This is a genomic window from Sphingobacterium sp. MAE, from assembly GCF_056711605.1.
On record NZ_CM160044.1, the window covers coordinates 5,082,181 to 5,106,109 of the forward strand.

The window sequence follows — 23,929 nt, forward strand, 5'->3', positions numbered from 1 at the left end:
ATTATAAATATATAATAAAAAATGAAGAACAGAAGAGATTTTATAAAGAGTGCAGCGATAGCAGCGACAGCATTTTCGATCGTGCCCAGACATGTATTAGGAGGAAAAGGTTTCACTGTACCTAGTGATACATTACAGGTTGCGAGTATCGGGGTAGGAGGAAAAGGTGTTGTTAATACTGATAATATTGCTGCTCATAAGCAAACTAACATAGCTTTTTTATGTGATGTAGATGATCGTAGAGCTGCAAAAAGTGTGGCAAAATATCCAAAAGCCAAGTATTATAAGGATTATCGTCAGATGTTGGATAAGGAACACAAGCATATTGATGCTGTTGCTATCTCTACCCCAGATCACCAACATGCACTACAAAGTTTGGCTGTTATGGAACGAGGGATGCATCTTTATATTGAAAAACCAATGACTCATGATGTGTGGGAAGCTAGAGTGCTAACAGATGCTGCTAAACGTTATAAATCGATTGTTCAGATGGGAAATCAGGGAGCATCTAATAATGGACCTCGTTTGGCTCAAGAATGGTTTGAGGCAGGGCTTGTTGGTGATATCCACACCGTATATTGCTGGACCGATAGGCCTGTATGGCCTCAAGGTATATCTTGGCCACAGCAAATCGCAGAAGTACCTAAAGAACTTGATTGGGATTTATGGTTGGGAACTGCGCCTTATAAATCCTATGTCGATAAGTTGGTTCCGTTTAACTGGCGAGGTTGGTGGGATTATGGAACAGGAGCATTAGGTGATATGGGGTGTCATTTATTAGAGGTACCTTTCCGGGTTTTAGGTTTACAATACGTGCAAGACGTTGAAGCGAGTGTGACCAGTGTATACGTAGATAGCTTTAAGCGAAGTAATTTCCCTGAAAGCTGTCCTCCATCATCGCATGCGACATTGACATTTCCTAAAACAGTACGTACACAAGGACCAATTAAATTGCATTGGATGGATGGAGGTATACAGCCAAGCCGACCTGAAGAGTTGGGAGCGAATGATAAGTTTGGTGACGGAGGTAATGGTATTTTAATGGTAGGTACAAAAGGTAAAATATTGTTGGATACCTATGGAGCTAATGCTCGTTTGCTTCCTATGGATTTGAATGAACAAGCTAAGTTAATTAAGATGAGGTATGATCGCGTCTTAAATGAAGCTAAGGGGCATCAGGTACAATGGGTTGATGCTTGTTTGGCAGGTTATGGTAAAAAAGAGGTTAGTGCACCGATTGAAATATCAGGCCCCCTTACAGAAGCTCTTTTAATGGCGAATTTAGCAATACGTGCTGCAGATTTAAATGTGGATGGCAAATATCCGGGACGCAATCTGAAATTGATCTGGGATAATAAGAACATGCGTGTCACCAATTTTGAGGCAGTAAACCAGTTTGTCAAACGGACATATCGCAAAGGTTGGGAGCTGAACTATAAATTTAATGTATAACTATAAATGAACAGAAGAGAAGCAATACAACGTGTAGCCATGATTATGGGAGGTACTTTTGTAGGAGCCAAGTTTTTTTTAGAAGGTTGTACACGACCAACAAATCAAACAGTACAAGTCCTGTTTGATCAAGAAAATATCAATCTATTGACGGAGCTTGCAGAGGCGATATTGCCCCAGACCAGTACACCAGGTGCTAAAGATGCTGCAGTTGGTAGTTTTATTCCAGTGATGGTCCGAGATTGTTATTCCACCACAAATCAGATAGCATTTGTGAGTGGACTAGAGAATGTCAATGTAAGAGCAAAGAAGGATTTTGGTAAAAACTTCTTGGAATTGACTACAGCTGAAAGGTTTCAATTTGTCGAAACACAAGATAAAGAAGCAAAGGAGTTTCAGGAGAAACGTAAAGAACAACTTAAGCTGAAGGAGGAAGAAATCAACGAAGCCGATAAAAATTTTGAAGATGCATTTGTGATAAAACAAAAAATTGATCAGATGAAAGAGGATGTGGCAAATCATTTTTTCACCTTGCTTAAACAAATAACGTTAACTGGATATTTTACTTCGGAAGTAGGTATGACAAGAGGGCTGCGCTTTGTGAAGGTTCCTGGACGTTTTGATGGAGATTTTCCTTATCAAAAAGGAGATCGGGCCTGGGCACTCTAGCGGATAATATTTGTATACAAAAGGAATTTTTCTCGAGGATAAACTCCTTCTAGTGAAAGGTTTGCATTAGATAATATTGAATTTTAAAAGTGGTATAATAAATATATACAATGATGTTAAATTTTAAAACAGTTGTAAAGAGTATTGCATTTTGACTCCTATTGAATTATTGTAAGACTGCAGAAATAAAGTATAATAAATTGCAGCCTTACAATAAATTCTTTAAGGAAATTGTCAATAATCTTTCTCAGAATCCGATGGTTGAGATTTCAGATAATAACCAATACGTGAATGACGCTATCGGAAGACTAGAAGGAGGTGACGTTGTCAACGCAAAAATGTGGCTTAATTAAAGGAACGGATAATTTTAGAAATCCTGATCCTTTTCCGGCTCAATAAAATTATCAAAAGATGAATAGAACTGATTTTTTAAAAAAGGGAGTGATGGCAATGGCTGCTATACCCCTTATTAAACGAGATGGAATAGCGGAAAGTAATTTTCCAGCTGTCAGATTTGGATTGTGTGCGGATATACACCATGACTTTTACCCGGATGTTCCTCAGAAGCTAAGCTTATTTATTAAGGAGATGAACCGAAAAAAACCTGATTTTATTGTACAGCTCGGGGACTTTTGTACTCCAAAGCCTGAAAATAGGGAGATCATGGATATCTGGAATAGCTTTGATGGACCAGGTTTGCACGTTATGGGCAACCATGATCCGGAAATGATATTTAGTCAACAGGAAGTGGCCCAGTTTTGGGGATTGGAATGCTCATATTATTCGGTGGATATGAGTGGATATCATATCGTCGTATTGGATGGAAACGATGTAAACCCTAAACATAACCAACGCGGCGCTTACGAAAATCATGTCGGAAAGGAACAATTGGATTGGCTAAAAAAGGACTTGGAGTCGACAAATTTATATACCATTATATTTTGCCATTACGGTATCGATGTCAATGGTTTGGATAATGCTATGAAACTACGGGTTTTGTTTGACGAAGTGAACAAGAAAAGTGGTTTTCAGAAAATTCAACTAGTATTTTCTGGTCATCACCACAATGACTTTTATAACAATATCAACGGTATAAACTATTTTCAGATCAACAGCATGTGTTATGCATGGACAGGTAAATTTGGCGATGCCCCATTTGATGAAGAGACTCTGAGGCAGTACCCATTGCTAAATCGCATGAACCATTACCAGGATCCGTTGTGGGCTTTTGTAGAAATTGCGCCAGATGGCACAGTAAAATTAACTGGGAAAAAATCGAAATTTCGAGGTGCTTCGCCGTATGAGAAAGGATTGGCTCGCGACTATGATTACGAACTGAGGGCAGAGATTCGGGATAAAACAATTCGGATGACTCGGAAGCTTAAAAATGTTGAGGCTCTCACATTTTTATAGATTCGGCTAAATTTATTTGCCTTGTACGATCCTCCTCTATGAGACATAGAGAAGGATTTTATAGGATAGTAGGGTTGAATAAAGGGATACAAATGCTCCCAAGGAGTATTGTTGGTGCGTATTACGCTTATATTCATCGATCTGTTTTTTGATACTTTAAGATAGTCTTTTACAGTTTCTAATGATATCAAGAGGAGTTCGGCAATTTCTTTTGGTTTTTACCTTCGTAATAATAGAATTTAAATACTTTCTTCTTTTGTTCGGAAAGTGCTTTAGCCGTAAGTTAAACTTCAGTTCCGTTCTTTAAATTTGCTATTATTAAAAAGTATATATTACTAATAAAAAGACTAAATATCGGCGGTGGGTCATTTTACTTCCGTTAAGGCTTCTAATACCTATTTTAGGATCGAATCCATCGCCGATTTTTTTCTCTTAGTTTTCATATAATAATTCGGGTTCATTATCCACTGTTAAGGGCTTGAATTACAGGAGAAAAAAGTTAGATCATTGACATGCTAAATTTAATTATAATGGAAGAAACTACAAAATTTTTCATAGGTTTTGATATCTCAAAGCCTCATTTTGACGCATCATTACTAAAGGTTGTTGGAATAAACAGACGCCCAATTTAGACAATGAGATTTGAAAATAATCTTGGTGGACTTAAGTTATTTCAAAAGTGGTAGAGAATACCAGAATTTACCACAGACTAATCTGGTCTTTTTGCGGATCTGTAAAGTTGTCAATCTATATCGGAAATTCAGCACATATTAAATGGAGTTTCGGAATTGCAAGTGAAACTATCAAAAATAGCTATACTCTTTTGAGAAGTGTACCAGGGATAGGTCATCTTACAGCTCTCTACCTAATTTGTTGTACATCAAATTTCAAGAACTATAAGAACGGTAAATAGCTTTCCTTCTATGCAGGAGTAGTTCCTTTTGAACATAGTAGTGGTATAAGTATAAAAGGCAAGAATAGAGGGAGTAACATGGCCAATAAAGAATTTAAAAAAATGTTGCATTTATGTGCCATGTCAGCTATACAATATTATGACGAATTAGAGTTTATTATGAGCGGAAGATAGCAGAGCGGAAACATAATATAAGTGTATTAAATGCAATTAGAAATAAGATAATTCTTAGGATGACTTCTGTTATCAAAGGGCAACATCCATACCTTAAAAAAAAATAGAACTATATCAAAATAAATTTGATTAAGTCATAACAATCCTAAGTAAATTTTAAACACAAGTTATCCTTCAAAGAACAGAGATTTTGAGATCATTTCCATATGATTTTATTTTTTAGTCCGAAAAGACCTGTAGCTGTTCATTTTTTCCATTTACTGACGGCCTAATAGAAGGATGATCTATCCATTGCCAGATATTTATTTTCATGAAAATATTCATCCTGATAAATCCCACCAGATTGTTGTACAAGTTCCAGTTATATTTAGCCCTCTTCTGAAGATATTTTAGCAACAATATGCCGGTCAGCCAAGTCCATATCTGGATCATTACGGCATTTTCAGACATGTCCACAAAGGTTGATATTTTTTAAGCGCTGTTTAAAGTGCTTAGAAGAATAGTTCTCCTTGCCAACGGTTCTTATAAAGATCTACAACCTGTAAAGCTGAAATATGGGTGGTACTGGTCAAGAATACAAACTCACGTTTCTGCTCTTCATCCCAATATCTGACCAAGCGAAGTGGCTCTGGATAGTATTGTTTCGCGTAAAATCCGGCCAATTCGATCGTAAAATCTGAAAGAACTTCCTTGGGCAATTTACTTTTCCATCTGATGGATTTGTACTGAAGGTTCTTCTTTGCCCTGATCATGAAGTAAGCTCCTATCTGATGGATTTTATAGAACATCTTAAAGTTGTTGTAAGACCGGTCGAATACGCAATATGAGTCTGGTTCATAAGGGATTTCCTTCATGATCTTTGAGTCGTGAACGGAAGCTTCTATAATATGGAAAAATCCAGGTGTCTGTGTTTCTACACCGTATAATGTATGTACTTTGATGCCGCCTTTTCTCTTGCGAAACATTGCCTACTAGAATACAGATAGGCACAGATCAATCGTTGTGAGTCAAAGGTATAAACATTGCGTCCGAGATTAAAGATATTGGTAGAATGCTTTTCTCTTACCTGGTTTACCAGATAGTAGGCATATTCTTCGAATACATGATAATCCCTGCCCTGATTGGCCCTAGCCAACGATGATCTGGAGACATTCTTGCCCATTCCCAAATGGTAACATTTAGATTGATGGGTATCAAGGGCAATGATCAGATTACTTAGACTTTCACGACTGGAAAGTTGACCAAACATCAAAGCGAGCAATTGGTGCCAACAGGTGAAATGCTTCACATATTTGTCTTCCTGATAGCTGCGGACAATATAATTGAACTTATTTCTGTCCAAAAACAAAATAAGCTGAGAGAAAACGAATTTATCCTTGTGCATAGCAAATATATGTAGAGTTGCAAAAGTTGGAATTGAAATCCGTCTAATCTAAAAACCCATATAACTAATTGTTTTTTCAAATATTTAAAATAATAATTTTAAACTTCAATGGTATGGTTATGATTTTTTAATATAAAGGAGATATTTCCTTAATTTAGTTTTGCTATTTTTAAGCCTGTTAAATAAAAGTATAGAGGGGAAATAACCTATCTTTTATATCTGTTGAATAACATCTAGAAAATATAAATCCTAAATGATTTTCGGATAATATTACCAAAGTGCTATGAAAATTGTATTTATTCTATTTGCTTTAACTACTTATTTGAAAGTTGATCAAGCCCGTACAGCCTCAGATTTATCTTATAAAAGTGCGTTTTCTGACCTGAAAAATGTGGTAGCAAAGCGTAATGAGTATTTTAAGAAAAAGCTGGATGACATAAGACTAATTCGATCAAAACTGAACACAACGAAAGATCCTGCAAAATGTTTCAACATAAATCGAATATTATATGAAAAGTATTTTGATGTAAAAATCGATATATCCCTTTCTTATGCAAGACAAATGTTAGCATATTCGGAAAATGAGTTGAGGGCTTATCCGCATTATAAAATTGAGTCACTTATTCTCATTGCGAGAGCCTATAATTATGTCGGTATGTATAGTGAGTGTGAGGAACTACTTAAAAGTCCTTATCTGAAGACTAGAGAAATACCCAAGAGTTTAAAATTCCTTTATTTTACTACTAGACTTGAATTTAGTAAAGGAATGGCTGAACGTTTGACTATTGATAGAAAAGCAACCGATACATATAATGATGCGATTGCAGTGTATACTGACTCTCTTATTTTTTATACTTCGAAAAATCCAATATGGTATACTATCCATAAGGCGAATAGGCTTCGTCTAAACGGCGAATATGATAAGGCGTTGAATATACTGACAGTTTCTTACAATAAATTAACGACTGAAGATCGAGATATGGCTCATGTGGCATATCTTATGGCCATGTTGGAGCGTTCTAAACATAATGAAGAAAATGAAAAGAGATACCTAACAATTTCAGCGATTACAGATATTAAACATGGTGTAAAAGAGTATGTCTCTCTTTGGAAATTGGCAATATTGCTCTATGAGTCAGGAGATATTGAAACAGCATATAGTTTTATTGAAACCTCTTTGCAAGATTCGAGGTACAGTGGAGCTTATAGGCGAACACAACAAATCATTAAAGTACTCCCTAAAATTTACAATGCATACAATGTAAAGATTATTCGACAAAGAAATGAACTCATTATTGCATTTTCCATTATTTTGTGTCTTTCATTGGGTGTTTATTTTCAATATAAGAAATTACAAAAAGCTAAAAAGAATTTAAAGCAATTGAATAATGATTTAATTGCCAGCAATATTGAGCTTAATGAAGCTGGTAGGCTTCTGAATCTTTCCAACGCTGATTTTCAGTTGGCTAACGTTCAATTACTTTATCTGAATAAGGAGTTAACTTCAACGAATATAATGAAAGAGATGTATTTAGCGAAGTTTATTGACTTGTGCTCTGATTATATTGATAAACTAAACGATCACCGTGTATACTTAAAGCGGTTGGTTAAAGGAGGAAAAGTAGATAAGATTCAGCAAGAGCTCAATTCAACCGAATTTATTGATCAAGAGTATAAACTATTTTTAATAAAATTTGACGAAACTTTTCTAAAAATCTATCCCAATTTTGTCATTGATTTTAATAATCTGTTTCCGGAAATTGATCGTCAAGAGGTGCATAAGTGCGAATTGACAACAGAAATACGTATTTATGCATTAATAAGACTTGGAATTACAGATAGTAATAAAATTTCGAGATTTTTACGATGTTCTATATCAACGATATATACTTATAGGTCGAAAATTAAAAATAGATCCTTATATCCTGAATTGTTCGAGAACAGAATAAGAGAAATATAAGGAAAAAAGCAAGCTTACTTTTTCTTTCTAAAATTTCTATTTCCACCATTTTTTAAATTTCTCAATTTCCATCCTTTCGAAGCTCTTCTTTCCTAGGAAGTAAATTCTATAAACTGCTTAGAATTGAATTACATCTTATTATTATGTTTTAGAGCTGAATATGATATACTTTTTCATGAGGTACTGTAGTTATCTTTTGATTCCATGTAAAAATTAATTTAGATTTATAAGTTAGACAATTTAGTTAACTATTTGTTTTTTAATGTTTTGCGTTTTATGTTGTTTTGATTTTAGAGATTAAAGAACTGATTGATGAATAGTTGACTAGCCAAATAATCATCTTTGTAGCAACAACAATTTGATGCTAGTTTGTATGAAAGAAAAACGCGTGTTTACTAAGCTGTGTTCAGATGGTTTCACTTTCGTGTTAGCTCTGTTTTTCTGTAAAAAGGTACAATTAACAATAGTTAAATTCGATAGCCTTCACTTGGAGACATCTAGAGATCTCATGTACCAAGAAGTTCTAGGTGGAACTGATTATTTTGCCATTGGAGATAGTTTTAATATCAGTATTTCCAAATTCAGTCTATACCAGAAAAATATCGTGCAAAGGAATTGCTTAAGATGGAAATTATGAAATCATTATCCAATATTCCGGATCAATTGAATCTTTACACTGAAAAAGGTTGATAATGAGGAAATGACTTCGGAAGTTTTGTGCCTGATTTTTACAATTCCATTTATTAACTATTCATGAAATGTGGTATTTAGAAAATTGAATGTTGAGTTTGCTTATTAAGATGGTTGGTAGTTTGGGCAATTTTATAGAGACAATTAATTAATTTGATTTAATAAAAATGACAATGAGTAATTCGAGTAACAAATTTTCATGGCTATTGCTGCTGGGGCTTGTTCTCCCGAGCCTGGCCCATTCGTATGAAATATCTTATAGGGCTTTTGCTTATGATCTTCAGCAATTGGTAGAAGGAAATATCAAAGACGTGCGTGGAAAACCGGTGGCAGGGGTAACGGTACAAGTCAAAGATCATTTAACGCGGACGGATGCATCTGAAAATTTTAAAATCAAAGCCAATACTGGTGAGATCTTATTATTGACAATGATTGGCTATAAAAAACAAGAATTTCTACTTGGTGAAAACGGTCCTTATAAAGTGACCCTCATCGAAAGTACGGATATCTTGGAAGAGGTTGTAGTGGTCGTATACGGAATACAAAAAAGGGCAAACGTTACGTCAGCAGTAACACAGGTTGAAGTTAAGGATATGAACCAAGGCGGAGTTCGCAGTCTCTTAGATTTGATTCGTGGCCGCGTAGCAGGATTAAGTATTACGAGGACTGGAGGTAACAATAATCCAAATTGGGATACGAGTATCCAATTGCGTGGGGCGACAACATTGAGTGAGACAAATCAGCCCCTAATTGTAATTGACGGAATCCAAGGGGGGAGTTTAAATCTTGTCCAACAGGATGATATAGAATCTATCACTGTGTTAAAAGATGGTTCTGCTGCAGCAATCTACGGAACTCGTGCAAATGTAGGAGTTGTTTTAATTACGACGAAAAAGGGGAAAACCGGTGCGGGTCAATTCGATTATTCAAGCTATATCTCTCATGACGGAGTACTCAGAAGACCACATATGTTGACAGCTCAACAGTATCGAAATCTAAAGAACGATCCGACGAATAAGAATGCCAATGATCTGACCTCGATGTTTTCGTCGACCAATAATGAATCCAATGAGGTTTTGTTCTCAATTGCTTACGATTATGTCGCTGCCAAATATAGATTCCAATGGAATAATGACCTTTGGCATTATAATCAAAAAGAGGTTTATAATGCGGATCAGACAGGAAATAATGGGGTCGTTGTAATACCTACGGCCTATGATACCTTTGTGGATAATGACCTTCGAAAAAGTACCTGGATGTTGATCGGTCCACAATACAAGAAAGGAACCACGACCCCAATCTTAGGCGCTAGGGAATACAAAAATAAACCGCTGATCTTTGTCAAAGAAATACAACGAAATTCGACTGGTGATACTAAATCTGACATGAGCCAGGGCGAGGAAAATAGCGGAGCACGATTTAATAAATATGTGCCTGGTGCATATATGGATAAGGATTATTGGAACAATGACCAAGTGATCTATCGCATGGCGGAAATCTATTTCAATAAAGCGGAAGCCTTGATGCGTAAAAATAATAAGATCGCAACAAGTGAGACTGTCGAATTAATCAATACAGTTAGAAAGAGGGCATTCAGTGTTACAGATTGGCCTATAGGACAGTACACAATTGCGAGTTTGACGCTCGAAGAGTTGTTAGCCGAACGTGGCCGTGAATTTATTTTTGAAGGGAAGCGTCGAACGAATCTGATTCGTTTTGGAAAGTTTGAGACAGCAACATTGTGGGATCACAAACCTACTGTTACTACGAAAAAAGTCTTCCCAATTCCTTCACAACAAATAGCTGTGAATCCAAATATGGTACAAAATCCAGGTTATGTAACGCCAAAATATATTTGATATCAATTTTGAATATAGGTATGGTTATTATATTGTTAATATATGATTTGTTGATTTTAAACATTTATAAACTTACAGTGCAGATATCCGTGATGATATTTTCAGCTGTTCTGGTAAAGTCAGGAAATTAGGGCAAACACTTGTATAAACCGGTTTGTAAAACGAAAATACAGTAAGGCAGGAGAATTAATTGTAATATTTAAATGATAAATAAAGATGAAGAATGTAAAAATCGCTTTATTGGCAGGTCTTTTGGCTTTTGTGGCTAATGATGGTTATGGGCAAATTAAAGGAGAATGGATAACCTTGTTTGACGGTGAAACCATGAGAGGATGGAGAGGGTACAATCGTGTAGACATACCCGATGCTTGGAGTATCGAAGACCATACTTTAAAAATCAATAAAAAGAACAAAGTAAAGGATGCATATAGCGAGCGTGGGGATATTATATTCACGACTGCATTTAAGGACTTCGAACTACGCTTACAATATAAGGTGGATAGTGGAGCCAATAGTGGGGTTTTGTATTTAGTTACTGAAAAACCTGGAAGGCGCATTTACGAAGCAGCACCGGAATTTCAGGTATTGGATAATGACAATCATCCTGATGCAAAAAAAGGCAAAAACGGTAATCGTAAGGCTGGTTCATTGTATGATATGATTGCTGCTAATCCACAGGTAGGAAAAGCTTACGGAGAATGGAACAAGATACGTATCATTGTAAAAGATGGTCAAGTGAAACATTATTTGAATGGTAAAAAGGTAGTTGAATATACGCTTTGGAACGATGAATGGAATAGTAGGATCGCAGATAGTAAATTTAAGGCTTGGCCTGATTTTTTGACACCAGGAGGTGAAGCTAAAGCGGGATTCATAGCTTTGCAGGATCATAATGACAACGTATGGTTTAGAAATATAAAAGTTCGAATATTGTAATATTTCCGAGCATCTAAGCCTGCAGAAAAAATAAAAAAATGTTGTCAATAAGACTTAGAAAATATCGTAACGAAATTTCAAATTTCTCCCAAAACTTTATTTGGTGTGTGATAACCCTATTTAAAAGTAGAAATTGGAGATCTATTTGCAATTGCCAACTAAAAAGAGTCAAGGTGTGACAGTCTTTGGCCGTAATTGGTCACTGATAGTAAATGATTATTAGGTAGTAGTTGAAAGAAATATCCATATAGGTGTTTATAGAGAACTTTAATACTTAATCAAAGTAACGCAATAGGCTTAATGATATTTTTATTTGACGACTAGAGGTTTTGTTACTCGCACAATAAAATTTTGTAGTTACCAACAAGTTTTGCTAGATAATTTGGTTGTAGTGGAAGCAGTATTTCATACAAATAGTAGCTCTTGTAGGAAATTTTTATTCAATACTATTGAAAATAAAAACTGATAAAATAGATAAATATGATTATGTTAAACTTTAAATCGATCTTTAATCTCCTTATATTTGGACTTCTTCTGAGCTGTTCTAAAGCTGCGGAATTGAAGCATAAAGAATCTCACGGTGATAAAAAGGATGTTATAAATTTGATCGCCGGTAATGATGTCTACGGACGTATTATGAATACTGATGGTAATGGGATCTCAGGTGTGAGTGTTAGCGATGGCTTTAAGGTAGTGCAGAGCGACAAGAATGGTATATATCAGTTTAAGAAAAATTTAGCCGCTCGTTTTGTTTATTACTCTGCACCATCTGCTTATGCTATTAATGTAGCTAATGACAAAAACAATCCAATTTTTTATTCGGCATTGGAAAGTACCGCGAACCCTAAGCAATATAATTTTATATTGACTAAAAATAAGGTCAATGATACTAAATTTCTAATCTATGGTATTGGAGATCCTCAGGTTGCCAATACAGCAGATATATATCGATTTACCAACGAGACGTTAGCGGATATAAAAAGCGAGATGTCCACAACGGATTTGCCGGTCTACGGCCTCTCATTGGGCGATGTGGTTGCTGATCAGCCGCAATTAATGGCGGGTATGAAGTCACTTTTGGGATCAACTACGATGCCTGTCTTTACGACTATTGGTAATCACGATAAAACAGCGTCTGGCTCGAATATTAAGAACGGCAACTTATTTGAGAGTCATTTTGGCCCTTCAAACTACTCCTTTTCTAGAGGAAATGTCCATTTTGTTTGTATGGACAATGTCGTATTTGCTGCTGATGGCAGTTATACGATGAACTTAAGTAAGGAACAGCTCGATTGGCTTGAACAAGATTTGTCTTTTGTGAATAAACAACATATGTTGATATTGTTTGCTCATATTCCGATCAGGAATAGCAATTTTGCAATGCGATCGCGCTTATTTGATTTGTTAAAAGGTTTTAAAGAAACGCATATCATGGTAGGACATACACATTATGCTGAAAATTTCATACATAAAATCGGGGATCGTACTATTTTTGAGCATATCCATGGGGCTACATGCGGTGCTTGGTGGAAATCGACTATAAACGGAGATGGTACGCCAAATGGCTATGGAGTTTTTCAGGTTGAGGGAAATACATTGACAGATTGGTATTATAAACCAACAAAACTGTCTAGGAATTTCCAAATGCGATTGCATTGGGCAGATTTTGCTTACGGCGGGGATTATGGTTACTTCAATTATGCTAATGAATCTAATATTTTAGTCGCCAATGTATGGAATGCTGATCCGTCTTGGAAGGTAGAAGTATTTATGGATGATAAGAAATTAGGTGATATGCAATTGTCTAGTACGTTCAATCGGGATGCTTGGTCTAAAGGGTACCATTTAGGCGTGTTGAATAGAAATCCGACCAACTATAACACGGTAACAACGCATTTATATACGTTAAAAGTCAATAACCCCAATAGTACATTGAAGGTTGTGGCTACAGATCGTTTTGGTAAGGTTTATGAACAGACATCTGTTACAACAGATCTTCTAACAGCAAAAAGTTATCAATAATGAATTTAGTTGTCTCAAGTATGCTATTATTTGAGGCAACCTATTTTTTTAAATAATCTATTATGAAAAAATCATTTTTTTTAATCCAAATCTTTTTGATGTTTTCTGTGGTCGGTTTACAGGCACAAACGAAAGATACAAAGCATCATAGGTCATTTGCAAATGCAAAGGAAATAGGTGCTTTTTTTTCTTTTAACAGTGATATGCAGACAATTATTAGTGGACATCGTGGAAGTGTTGAAGCTGGCTTAGCTGAAAATGCTATTGAGTCTTTTGAAGAGGTATTGATGCATACATTTGCTTTTTTTGAGGTAGATCCTAGACTCACAAAAGACAGTACCATTGTCTTGATGCACGATGCGATGCTGGATCGTACGACAAATGCCAGTGGCCTGCTGGCAGCCAAAAGTTGGAATGAAATACAGTCTATTCGTCTTAAAGATCGCCATGGTAAGCTAACACATTGTCATATACCTAAACTTGAAGATGCATTGGCATGGTGTAAAGGGAAAACTGTACTTAACCTTGATAAAAAGGACGTGCCACCTAGGATGATCGCCGAATTGCTGCGCAAGCGGAATGCTTATTCTTATGTCATGCTGACAGTACACACTCCTGATGAGGCCCTATTTTACCGGAGCTATAACGCTGATCAGATGTTGTCTCTACAAGCGAAAAGTCTGTCTGCATTGCAGGACTACATTGATGCTGGGGTAGATATGCATCATATGATCGTTTATATTGGTGCTGCGATCAAACCTGAAAATCAACTGCTATATCAGAAACTCAGAACCTTGGGCTTGCGGGCCATGATTAGTGCCGCGCCTTCGTATGATAGGGAGACAACATTATCGCAAAGAGCCATGGCCTATCGTGCAATTGAAAAGGATGGAGCTAAAGTAATCGAATCCGATTTTCCTATTGAGGTCTCAAAAGCTTTAAATTCTACAAGAAAATAAAAGTATAAATATTTATTTTCTTGTAGAATTACGTGTTTTTTTAACACCATTGAAATCCCCATATCTGTTTTTAAAAGATAGAGAACTATAAAAAATACTTAAAGTTGGCTGATACTAACTAAAATTCACAAAATTAAGGTACCAGTATAAGATAACCCATTAATTGTCCTATACTGGTCCTTTTATTTAGTCTTTTAAATTGACCACTTTATGGGCCTTACGGTCTATTCCGAGTATAGCTCGATCAGCCGATGAGCGATCGACAGCAATAGCCTGTCCGTGTAGCATTCATTAACAAAAGACTAGAATCCTATCAATTTAAATTACAATAGATTTCGGATCAATTTGGATTTAATTATTAAGGCTATCTTTCCCATTTTCTTTAAATAGCCTTAATATCAATTCCTCAGCCTTCATTAATATAAAAAAAATTTAAGGTGATCTTTAAAGCAATTTGTTAATATTTATGAATATAAATAGAGATTTCACCACTAATACCCTTCATGATTATTAGACTTATAAAATTCATATTAATCAGTTAAAAATAAAAAATTCAATGCGAGGTTATCGACGGTACACCAGAAAATTTTATATTTTTCAGGCAATATATTCCGAAAAATAGAATTACTAAATAACAAATTGTAGGAAGTACAAATGAAATCTGCACTCCATACAGATCAGCAATATATCCTTGTAAAACTGGAATTAAGGCTCCTCCCAAAATAGCCATCACGACCAATGAAGAACCTTGACTTGTGGATCTTCCCAATCCTGAAATGGATAAAGTATAAATATTTGAAAACATGATTGAGTTAAAAATTCCGATTCCCAATATACTATACATCGCCAATGATCCACTAGCAAGTATTGTGAGCAATAAAAGTACCATATTGACAGATGCAAATAGCATCAATGTACGTGCAGGTATCGCTTTACCCAAACTAAAAGCTACAAAATTAAGAACCACAAATACCAAGAAAAAACTAATCTGTGAAAAAGATAGATTAACGATCGCATAAATTAAACCAAAGACAGCGATACTCGTTAAAATCATATAAAATGACTTTTTTTGACTTGGTATATGCTGATTAAGCGATAAGGATCTCAAAAATCTACCCATCATCGCTCCACCCCAATAAAGAGCAAGGTAATTTTTTGCTATTGATTCTGACAATCCCATAATAGTAGGAAGCTCTAAAAAACTAATGATAAAACTGCCGACGGCGACCTCACCACCAACATAACAGAACATTGCCAACATCCCATATCGTAAATGGGGAAATACTAATGTACCTAAACCTGTTGTTTTTTCGGTCTCTACTGTGGCATGAAATGACGGCAATTTCACTTTGGCTACCACTGCGGCGACTATTAGCAATATAAATCCAAAAATAGTATATGGAATTCTAGTAGCCATCGCACTAAATGTCTCATCTGGGCTTGAAAATAATTCAAAAATCAGATATCCTCCGAGGATAGGTGCTATTGTCGTACCGAAAGCATTAAAAGCCTGTGTCATATTTAAACGACTAGAAGCTGATTGTTCATCACCCAACAAAGAGACGTATGCATTGGCCGTTATTTGCAATATCGTAAAACCTACACCAAGTACAAATAGTGCAGTCAAAAAGGAAAGGGTAAGAAGATAAACTGGTCGCAGGGTAAAATAAAAAGCAACCACAGGCCACCATAATAATGCCCACAATGATTCCATTTTTATACCCAACCTTGTTTATGGGGTCACCAAATGAAATGGAATATAAAAAATAAAGTAATGAGCCTATAAAGTATGCTCCGAAAAAGCAGAACTGAACCAGCATGGCCTCAAAAAATGTTAATTTGAAAAGCTGTTTTAGGTAAGGAATTAAAATATCATTCATATACGTAATAAATCCCCACATAAAAAATAGTGTTGTTATGGTGATAAGTGGAATCGTGTAGCTTTGTTTAGCTGGATTAGGTATAGAGTTGTTCATTTTTAATTTAAAAAAATACAGTTTTTGTTTTCAAAATAAGTTTCGGAAAACAAAAACTGTATCAGATACCGTGAGCACGTATATTCTATTTGTTCACAGGAATAAAAGAGATCGCATATCCTCCTCCAGCTACACAACGCTGACTAATCGTATCTTTCTTCGTTACCTTACGCGTTTTAACAGTATAAGATTGCGGATTATTTTTATAATCGGCATCTTCACCATCTGCATAAATCGTCGCTAGATAGGTCTTTCCTTCATCCAGAAAATCCAATTTTACAGTTGATTTACGGTTATTTAGACCATTTACACTACCCAGAAACCATTTTTGAGTATTTTTCTCTTTACGCGTTACCGTAACATAATCTCCTGGTTCTGCCTCTAGGTATTTACTCTCGTCCCAATCCATTCCAACATCTTTAATAAATTGAAATGCATCTGGGAAACGCTCATAGTTTTCAGGAAAGTCTGCTGCCATCTGTAATGGACTATACATCGTCACATAAAGTGCTAACTGATTTGCAAGTGTACTATTCACGTGAGCACCATTTGTCAGATCCATTTCAAAAATACCAGGTGTATAGTCCATTGGGCCACCAATCAAGCGCGTGAAAGGTAAGATCGTAACATGATTAGGCTTGATCCCACCAAATGCATGGTATTCTGTACCTCTTCCCGATTCATTACCGATTAGATTTGGCCATGTCCGTGCGATACCAGTTGGGCGTACTGCTTCATGCGCATTGACCATGATCTTGTATTCTGCAGCTTTTTCTATTGCAAATTGGAAATGATTATTTGTCCATTGGCTATAATGATGCTCTCCCAAGGGAAGAATATGGCCCACATAACCACTTTTTACAGCATCATAACCATATTGCTTCATTAGACGATATGCCGTATCGATATGCCTTTCATAATTTCGGATAGAACCTGATGTTTCGTGGTGCATAATCAGCTTTACTCCATTATCATGGGCATACCGATTGAGCCCTTTAAGATCAAAGTCAGGATAAGGTGTTACAAAATCAAAGACATAATCTTTATCATTGCCAAACCAATCTTCCCACCCTGTATTCCATCCCTCTACGAGCACACCATCAAATCCATGCTTTGCAGCAAAATCAATGTATTTTTTTACGTTTGCCGTAGTAGCACCATGCATACCATTAGGCTTTGCCTTATTAAAATCTGTTACACCCAATTGTACCGAAGGAAACTCATTGGTATAAGACCAACTACTTTTTCCAGAAATCATTTCCCACCACACGCCAACATATTTCGTAGGTTTGATCCATGAAGTATTTGCTATTTTACTAGGCTCATTTAGATTATAAGTCATTTTGGAAGCCAATATATCGCGAGCATCATCACTCACGATAACTGTTCTCCATGGTGATGAAAACGGCGCTTGCATTTTACCTTTATCTCCATGTGAATCTGGTGTTAGCCACGATTCAAACACATAATTTTTATCATCCAAGTTCAAGTGCATCGTCGAGTAGTTCAGACAGTTCGCTTCATGCAAATTGATATATAATCCGTCGCTAGTTTTTAACATCAAAGCCGTCTGAACACCTGTAGGCGAAAATGATGTTTGAGAAACATTGCCGCCTTCGTATGCGCTATCCATCAATCCCCTAATTTCAGACAACTTAGACGTATTATAGTTATACTCCTGAGTATCATAATCTCCCGGAATCCAATAAGCGATATGGTTTCCAGTCATCGCAAACTGACTACGCTCCTCCTTAATGGTAAAATAAGTCAAATGTTGTTGTTGTGTAAATTCATATCTAAAACCTAGACCATCATCAAACAATCGGAAACGAATCAGCATTTTTCGTTCCGTATTTTTTTGATTTAATGTTATTGCAAGTTCATTATATTGATTTCTGACCGATTTAGTTTCACCCCATACCGGTTGCCAAGTTTCATCAAATGTTTGAAGTTTTGTATCCACAATATCGAAATCACTATATAACGAAGTCCGTTTTTTGTGCTGAATCTCACCATCTGGTAGCGTCTTTAAATGAGCTTCTTCTTCTGGCTTGAGCTTCAGTTCTAATCCTAAATTACTCGTCTTAATAACAACTTTGTTCTTAAATTTCAATCCATACGTTGGTGTACCCTCTGGGGACAGAGCAAAGTCTAATTCCAGTTTTCCATCGGGTGATTTTATCTGTTGGGCCTTTGCAGCGATACCGTTCCAACAAAAGGCAACAAATAAAAGAAAAATTGATTTTTTCATCATTTCTATTTTAGCATATATATATTTAAATTCTATCATGTTATATGTATATGGAGTAATTTTTTGAGATCAATAACCTGGATTTTGTTTTAATGAAGGAGTGAGACTGATAACACTCTGACCAATAGGATAGATAAGGGTATGATCATTATTATCTGGTTCTTTATCCCACCATTTGTCTGTATTGAATTTACCCCAACGAATCAAATCTGTCCTACGGCGACCTTCTACTAAAAACTCCCGTCCCCATTCATCAATCATTTCCTGATCATTTAATTGTTCACCCGATGCAAGATATAGACTAGCAGATCCTGAAGGGTAGTTTCTTTTACGCACAGCATTCAACAATTTGGCTGTGGCAGATTTATCTCCAGATCGATATTTACATTCCGCTAAGGCATAATAAATTTCAGCCAATCTGATTTCGGCATAGGCTGAGGATATGGTATTGGGATCCTTTGAAGGATATATTGGATATTTGGCTACCCATAATCCCGAATTATCATCGGCATGGTTCATATTAGATTCCTTATCAATGATTTTTGTTCCAGGAGGAGTATCTTTAAACCAACCCACCTGATCACGGGCAAAAATGGTATATCCTCTATTGCTTTTTACAAGTTTTGTTGCATCGTTGTAATAAGGCAAATAACCATAAAGAAACATCCCCTCTCTTTTGCTATTTCCTAAATTTTTATATTTTTTCAACCTCAGATCATCTGCATACTTTTGAAACTTGACAAAAGGTTTACCCATCGTGTGGTTATATTCCACACTGTCCACATCCCGACCTGGCTGAAGCCCGAAGCGCGTATTCATATTTCCAAAATCAGTAAATCCAAAGAAATTTTGGGCTTGATGAGGAGCCATCCAGAAATACATATCTGAACTATACTGCCAATGTGTCCTTGCCAAAGTTGCCGGAAATCCATAAATCATTTCACTGGAGTTCGCATTATCATAATCAAAAGGCTTTGACCAGATACTTTCTAATTGATAATTACCATATTTACCCTCGATGATATCCTGACATACGACTGCGCATTCGTTATATTTACTTATACCGATATACACTTCGGCATTCAAATAAAGTCTAGCTAATAAAGCAGCAGCACCTCCCTTCGTCCATCGACCGACTCCTGTAGTTCCAAGATCCTGACGTAAAGGCAGTCCTGAAATTGCTGTTTTAAGTTCATTTTCAATAAAAGTAAAAGTTTCTGCAGGACTCGCTTGCGGAGGTGTAGCTGTTTCACCTTTAACCTTAGTAACCAATGGAATATTTCGATATAAATCAAATGCCCTAAGATTAAACCATGCCCTCAGTGTTTTCAGTTCTGCTACAAAACCTACTTTTTCAGCTGCTGTAATTTCTACTTTTTGTATGTCTACTTTTTCAATATCTTCTAGCGAATTCGTGGCCAAACTGATACCTTGAAAGAGTGCATTCCACATATCACTGGTGTAATCATCCTGTATAGTCCAAGTATGGTAGTGCGCACGTTGGTACTTCCCTCCGTCAAACCAATCACCATCCCGGTTAGGTGTCATTAACTGATCTCCTGACAATTCCTGTGCATAAAAAAGTCCTCCGCCTTGTATAGACCAATAGGCATGTTCAAAAGGTCTCAAAAAATCGCGTATGACATCATCTCTATTCTGTAAAAAGTTATCAGAAGTGATCTTATCATATAATTTTTCATCAAGCTTGGTACAGCTTGAACTACCCCAAATAAATACACCTATCGTTAGGGGAAGTATATATTGTAATGAAAATTTCATTTTCTTATCCGTTAAGTTATTAAAATCTGACCTGTAATCCAGCAAGAAATTGTGCTGTGGATGGGTAATAGGACAATGAGGTATTGATACCTGGAGTCAATCCATTGACAGATATGGCCTCAGGGTCACCACCAGTAAACTTGGTAAAAGTGTATAAATTTCTAGCTACACCATATATGCGGATGGAGCTGATCTGTTTAATTGGTGATTTGATATTATAACCTACTGTGATATTATCGATCTTCACGAAATCTCCTTTTTCCAAGAAATAATCCGAGAGTGTCGAGTAAGTTTCGGGATTGATCAATGTCGCATATTTTCCATTACCATAAGCCGATCTCAATATATTAGCGCCAGATTGCGTCACAGGAGTTCCCAAATAAAAAGCAGTAGTATTAAAGATATCATATTTAAAAGCTCCTCTCAAAAATACCGATAGATCAAGATTTTTATAGGTAAAATTATGACCTAAACTAGCGGTCAACAAGGGTAATCCATTTCCGACAAACCGTTTGTCATCCTCTTTCGCCGTATTTCCGGGTATCATATTGTTATCTTTATCATAGACCATCAATCGACCAGTGGCATCTACACCAGCAGATTGGTACATATAAAAGCTTCCGATTCTCCTGCCTTCTTCCAATCGTTGTGCTGGACCTGGTGAACCTGGAGAAGGCATATAGGATACGAACTGAAAGTTTTGTCCTTTGTAAACGTTATTTGAAAAAGAGACAAATTTATTGCTGTTTGTCGCGCCCGCAAAACTTATCGAATAGTTGAAATCATTTTTCGATACAAGCTTACTCGTTAGCTGCAATTCAAAACCTGAATTCTTCATCGTACCGACATTCGCAAAAGTTGTTGTCAACACAAACGGTGGAACGGGTACATCATACGATCCTAAAAGATCTCTATTTGTTCTAATGTAGTAGTTTATGCTTCCCGATAATTTTCTTTCGAATAACTCGAAATCAGCACCGATATTAAAATTTCGTGCTTTTTCCCATCTCAAATCATAATTGGTATTTTGGCTGGGACCCCATACTTGATAAGATGTACCATTAAATGCGAAATAACCATAGCCTTGATACGTATCAAGAGATAGATAGCTTCCGAAATCCTGATTCCCAGTTTCTCCATAATCAGCACGAAGTTTCAATTCATTTATCCAAGGCACTTGAGGAATAAATTTTTCCTGTATTATTCTCCATCCAACAGATAATGCAGGAAAGTATCCCCATTTGTTTTGATTTCCAAACTTGGAAGAACCTTCATACCGTAGACTGGCAGAAGCATAATATTTTTTTCCAAAATCATAATTGAGCCTACCGAAAAAAGCAATAAGTTTCGAATCATTTTTATATGAACCGACTGATCTAAATGTATAGTCACCAGGTTGCGGATTAGTAGGGATCGGAATATTATATTGTCCAGAGCCCAAATTATTATAAGTCAGCACATCCGAAGGAAAGTTTTGATTACCGGCATTCATTCCAGAGGCAACAAAATAATTATAAGCATATCCGCCTAAGAGATTTAAATTATGACTATCAAAATTTTGCTTATAATTTGTCGTCCACTCAAATACATACTGGTCATTTTTTTTATAATCTCTTCCTGCAGAATTTCGACCATTATTACCATTTATCGCACCTGTGTTATAGGACGGAGTAAAATGAAAATCAAAAAAATCATTAGATTGTTGCGCTAGAGTTACTTGTGTGAATAAGTTATCTAAGATATTAAGCTTGAAAGCTGCATTCCAATCCAGATATTTACCCTCCGTGCCGCTCTGTACGGTTTTGAGTTCCTCCACAGGGTTGTAGGATCCTGAAAATCCGGTATTGATATAATTAAATCGATTTGGATTGCTCGCATCAACGATTGGCAAAGTCGGATTGAGTGTCAAACTTTGATTAAAAGCATTATAGCTTGAATTATTGGACTTCAGCACACGAGGAGCGAGCGTTATTGTCGCAGTATATAAATTGCTCGCTGCTGTGTGCGAAAGATTTAGTCGAGCACCGTATTCTTTTTTATCTGATCTGAGATCAAGTCCTTTTGCATTTCGCAAATCAATCGTAACTAGATAGTTTGTTTTACTATTTCCACCAGCAAACTGAAGTGTATTCTTTTGGTTGAATGCATAATCCCTTGATACGGCTTTAAACCAGTCTGTTTTAGCACCAAAATCTGTCCCCCTGTTGTATTTTACAAAATCTTCGGCATTGAGAACAGGGATGCGGTTATTTGGGATATCAAAACTTGCATATCCATCATAAAATGCATAGGGATCAGAAGATCCTTTTTTTGTCGTGATGATGATCACACCATTACTTCCCCGAGTTCCATAAATAGCTGAGGCCGCTCCCCCTTTCAATATATCGATCGATTCAATATCATTCTGGTTAAGGTTGTCTACATTACCACCAGGTACGCCATTGACCACGTATAATGGACCAAGTCCTGCATTTCGAGAAGACACACCACGCAATTGTAGATTTGCTGAGGCATTCGGGTCTGACTGTGCCGTATTGACAACACTTAAACCTGCAACTTTGCCGGAAAGAGAGCTCAGTACACCATTTCCTCCAAATATATTCAGATCTTTTCCACTCACATGCGTGATAGCACTAGTAATTTCCTTTTTATCCAAAGTTCCATATCCAACGACCACCACATCGGCAAGTCGTTCTTCATTCGTTTCAAGGGTCAGATTATAGACTGTAGTACTATCTATACTTCTTTCAATTATTTTATAGCCCAAAAAGCTTATTCGTATTTTATCTCCAATATGAACATCCGATAATGAGAATCTTCCCTCCATATTTGTTTTAGCGGATTTCCCTTTTCCTATTAAGGAAATAGAAACTCCTACCATCGGTTTTCTTGTGGTATCAAAGACTTTTCCTTGAATGTTTTTTACTTGAGCCTGTGCTCCTAACATGACCATTATCGACATCAATAAGGTTAGAAAATACCTTATACTCGAGCATGGTCTGAAATAGATGATCCTCATAAATCGGTTTTTTTGAATTTATTAAATTATCCCTTTTTTGCTTGTTAGCAGATGCTAAAAAGAAGCATTGGTTACAGTTTCAAATCTAGAAAAATCAAGTGGGAGGAAAAAGGCTACGAAAGCAAAATATGAATACAAAAAGCAAACAAAGTGCTAAAAATGAGATCAATAGCAATAAAAATAAGGGGTGAAAATATGAAAATGAATGCCGTTTTTTAGGTCAAAAATTGATCAATATAAGACTAAAACAAAAATATAAATACCATGACTCTTATACTTTACAAGGATTTAATAGAAAATTATTTTAAAAAGTATAAGATAATTAATAAGTAAACCATACAAACATACTTGCATAAAAGCACCACATAAATGACCCAGAATAAAAGTAATTATCAACGATCAAATAATCCAATAGTTAGTTTTTCATTTTAGAAGACTTCAACGAGATATATAAATCAACATATACAACAAGG

14 protein-coding genes and 1 pseudogene are annotated in these 23,929 nt (G+C 36.1%); 9 read left to right on the forward strand and 6 right to left on the reverse strand.

Features of this window, described 5'->3' with window-relative positions; translation table 11 throughout:
• Nucleotides 1-21: 21 nt before the first annotated feature.
• From AC06G9_RS21650 to AC06G9_RS21665, 4 genes and pseudogenes are all read left to right on the forward strand, one after another.
• Complete coding sequence (locus AC06G9_RS21650; RefSeq protein WP_480957210.1) at nt 22-1,452, forward strand: Gfo/Idh/MocA family protein; 1,431 nt, start codon at nt 22-24, stop codon at nt 1,450-1,452.
• 6 nt (nt 1,453-1,458) lie between these two features.
• Nucleotides 1,459-2,121, forward strand: coding sequence for a gluconate 2-dehydrogenase subunit 3 family protein (locus AC06G9_RS21655; protein ID WP_480957211.1), 663 nt, complete (start codon nt 1,459-1,461; stop codon nt 2,119-2,121).
• 411 nt (nt 2,122-2,532) lie between these two features.
• Nucleotides 2,533-3,534, forward strand: a complete 1,002-nt coding sequence (locus AC06G9_RS21660) for a metallophosphoesterase family protein (RefSeq protein WP_480957212.1) — start codon at nt 2,533-2,535, stop codon at nt 3,532-3,534.
• Between the two features lie 934 nt (nt 3,535-4,468).
• A pseudogene (locus AC06G9_RS21665) lies at nt 4,469-4,621 on the forward strand (transposase); the annotation flags it as partial.
• A 491-nt stretch (nt 4,622-5,112) separates the two neighbouring features.
• Here AC06G9_RS21665 and AC06G9_RS21670 read toward each other — a convergent pair.
• A complete protein-coding gene (locus AC06G9_RS21670; protein ID WP_480957213.1) occupies nt 5,113-5,586 on the reverse strand; it encodes an IS4 family transposase in 474 nt (157 codons plus the stop codon).
• Nucleotides 5,535-6,005, reverse strand: coding sequence for a DUF4372 domain-containing protein (locus AC06G9_RS21675; protein ID WP_480957214.1), 471 nt, complete (start codon nt 6,003-6,005; stop codon nt 5,535-5,537). The genes AC06G9_RS21670 and AC06G9_RS21675 overlap by 52 nt, the downstream gene beginning before the upstream one ends.
• Nucleotides 6,006-6,288: 283 nt before the next feature.
• Between AC06G9_RS21675 and AC06G9_RS21680 the strand changes: the two genes are divergently transcribed.
• The 5 genes from AC06G9_RS21680 (at nt 6,289) to AC06G9_RS21700 (ending at nt 14,431) form a co-directional block, all read left to right on the forward strand.
• On the forward strand, nt 6,289-7,965 hold the full coding sequence (locus tag AC06G9_RS21680) for a DUF6377 domain-containing protein (protein ID WP_480957215.1): 1,677 nt from the start codon (nt 6,289-6,291) through the stop codon (nt 7,963-7,965).
• Between the two features lie 863 nt (nt 7,966-8,828).
• On the forward strand, nt 8,829-10,514 hold the full coding sequence (locus AC06G9_RS21685; protein WP_480957216.1) for a RagB/SusD family nutrient uptake outer membrane protein: 1,686 nt from the start codon (nt 8,829-8,831) through the stop codon (nt 10,512-10,514).
• 216 nt (nt 10,515-10,730) lie between these two features.
• Nucleotides 10,731-11,450: a 3-keto-disaccharide hydrolase gene (locus AC06G9_RS21690; RefSeq protein ID WP_480957217.1), complete on the forward strand. Its 720-nt coding sequence runs from the start codon at nt 10,731-10,733 to the stop codon at nt 11,448-11,450.
• A gap of 480 nt (nt 11,451-11,930) precedes the next feature.
• Nucleotides 11,931-13,472 (forward strand): calcineurin-like phosphoesterase C-terminal domain-containing protein, encoded by a 1,542-nt coding sequence (locus AC06G9_RS21695; RefSeq protein WP_480957218.1) that lies wholly within the window; start codon nt 11,931-11,933, stop codon nt 13,470-13,472.
• Nucleotides 13,473-13,534: 62 nt separating this feature from the next.
• Nucleotides 13,535-14,431 carry a glycerophosphodiester phosphodiesterase family protein gene (locus AC06G9_RS21700; RefSeq protein ID WP_480957219.1) on the forward strand — a complete coding sequence of 299 codons (897 nt, stop codon included), beginning with the start codon at nt 13,535-13,537 and terminating at the stop codon, nt 14,429-14,431.
• Between the two features lie 553 nt (nt 14,432-14,984).
• On the opposite strand, the gene AC06G9_RS21705 is transcribed toward AC06G9_RS21700, so the two are convergent.
• From AC06G9_RS21705 to AC06G9_RS21720, 4 genes are all read right to left on the reverse strand, one after another.
• Entirely contained in the window at nt 14,985-16,145 is a 1,161-nt protein-coding gene (locus AC06G9_RS21705) for an MFS transporter (RefSeq protein WP_480957220.1), read from the reverse strand.
• A 347-nt stretch (nt 16,146-16,492) separates the two neighbouring features.
• Nucleotides 16,493-18,697, reverse strand: coding sequence for a glycoside hydrolase family 97 protein (locus tag AC06G9_RS21710; protein ID WP_480957221.1), 2,205 nt, complete (start codon nt 18,695-18,697; stop codon nt 16,493-16,495).
• Nucleotides 18,698-18,727: 30 nt separating this feature from the next.
• On the reverse strand, nt 18,728-20,437 hold the full coding sequence (locus AC06G9_RS21715) for a RagB/SusD family nutrient uptake outer membrane protein (RefSeq protein WP_480957222.1): 1,710 nt from the start codon (nt 20,435-20,437) through the stop codon (nt 18,728-18,730).
• 19 nt (nt 20,438-20,456) lie between these two features.
• Complete coding sequence (locus AC06G9_RS21720; protein WP_480957223.1) at nt 20,457-23,399, reverse strand: SusC/RagA family TonB-linked outer membrane protein; 2,943 nt, start codon at nt 23,397-23,399, stop codon at nt 20,457-20,459.
• Nucleotides 23,400-23,929 lie beyond the last annotated feature (530 nt).